This is a genomic window from Polaribacter sp. (assembly GCF_965656025.1).
Lineage (GTDB): Bacteria > Bacteroidota > Bacteroidia > Flavobacteriales > Flavobacteriaceae > Polaribacter.
Window position 1 is genome coordinate 45,527 of record NZ_CBFHJT010000009.1, and the last position, 1,535, is coordinate 47,061.

Genomic DNA, 1,535 nt, shown 5'->3' on the forward strand with positions numbered 1-1,535 from the left:
TTCGGATTTAATTTAGAGATTTCTACATTTACATCTTTCAATTCCTGTTCTGAAATATGGAATTTTTCTTGTAATTTTTTGTAATGTTTTTTCACAAAATGATCAAACGCAGTTTCTAAAATTTCTGTAGCTAAACTTCTAATTTTAGTTTTGTCTTTTGCTTTGAGCTGAATAATTAAACACTCTTTTAAATCTCTAGCGCCAACACCTAAGGGGTCTAGATTATGCACTGCTTTTTTTAATACTGAAATTACCTTTTCTTCGGTTGTAAAAACATTTGCAGTAAAAGCCAAATCGTCTACAAGGTCTATGATTTCTCTTCTAATGTAGCCACTATCATCTATACTACCTACTAAAAATTCTGCAATGGCACGTTCTTCTTCATCTAAACGAAAGGTGTTTAACTGGTTTTTTAAAGATTGATGAAAACTAGTACCAGCTGCATAGGGTACGTTTTTATCTTCATCATCTGCAGAATAATTATTGGCTTGGGTTTTATAGTTTGGTATTTCATCATCACTTAAATACTCATCTATATTGATGTCTTCTGCTTCAATTTTTTCTGTGCCAGTATCATCAAATTCGTTTGATAAATCTTCATCAAAAGAATCGCTTTCATCTTTACCAGTATCTAAAGCAGGGTTTTCTTCTATCTCTTGTTTTAAACGCTCTTCAAAAGCTTGTGTAGGCAATTGAATTAGCTTCATCAACTGTATTTGTTGTGGAGATAATTTTTGAAGTAACTTGTATTGTAAGCTTTGTTTTAGCATATATACAAATATAAGAAATAGGTTAAAATAAAATCGTCATTCTTTTAGGGAATGACGATTTAGTAAAAAATAGTTTTTCTAGTTTAAAATTCTGCGTTTTGTGGTGTTCTTGGAAAAGGGATTACGTCTCTAATATTGCCCATTCCTGTGGTAAATTGTACTAGTCTTTCGAAACCTAAACCAAAACCGGAATGTACAGCTGTACCAAACTTACGTAAGTCTAAATACCACCAAAGTTCTTTTTCGTCTATATTCATGGTTTTCATTTTTTCTTGTAAAACCTCATAACGTTCTTCACGCTGAGCACCACCAACCATTTCTCCAATGCCAGGAAATAAAACATCCATGGCTCTTACAGTTTTACCATCATCATTTAAACGCATGTAAAATGCTTTGATATTTGCTGGGTAATCAAATAAAATTACAGGACATTTAAAATGTTTTTCTACCAAATAACGTTCGTGTTCAGATTGTAAATCTACACCCCATTCGTTTACAGGAAATTGAAATTTTTTCTTTTTATTTGGTTTTGAGTTTCTTAAAATATCAAAAGCTTCTGTGTAAGAAACTCGTTTAAAATTATTTTCTGTTACAAATTTTAGTTTTTCTAACAAGCTCATTTCACTTCTTTGTGCTTGTGGTTTTGTTTTTTCTTCTTGATTAAAACGTTGGTCTAGAAAAGCCAAATCGTCTTTACAGTTTTTTAAAACGTAGCTTAAAACCTTTTTTATAAAGTCTTCTGCCAAATCCATATTACCATCTAAA

At 31.1% G+C, this 1,535-nt stretch carries 2 protein-coding genes; both read right to left on the reverse strand.

Annotated features, from left to right (window positions below; genetic code table 11):
- A partial coding sequence (locus ACTG3S_RS02990) for an RNA polymerase factor sigma-54 (RefSeq protein WP_439127891.1) occupies nt 1–770 on the reverse strand: 770 nt, incomplete at its 3' end.
- Between the two features lie 83 nt (nt 771–853).
- Nucleotides 854–1,535 (reverse strand): amino acid--tRNA ligase-related protein (locus ACTG3S_RS02995; protein ID WP_439127892.1); only part of this gene is annotated, 682 nt, incomplete at its 5' end.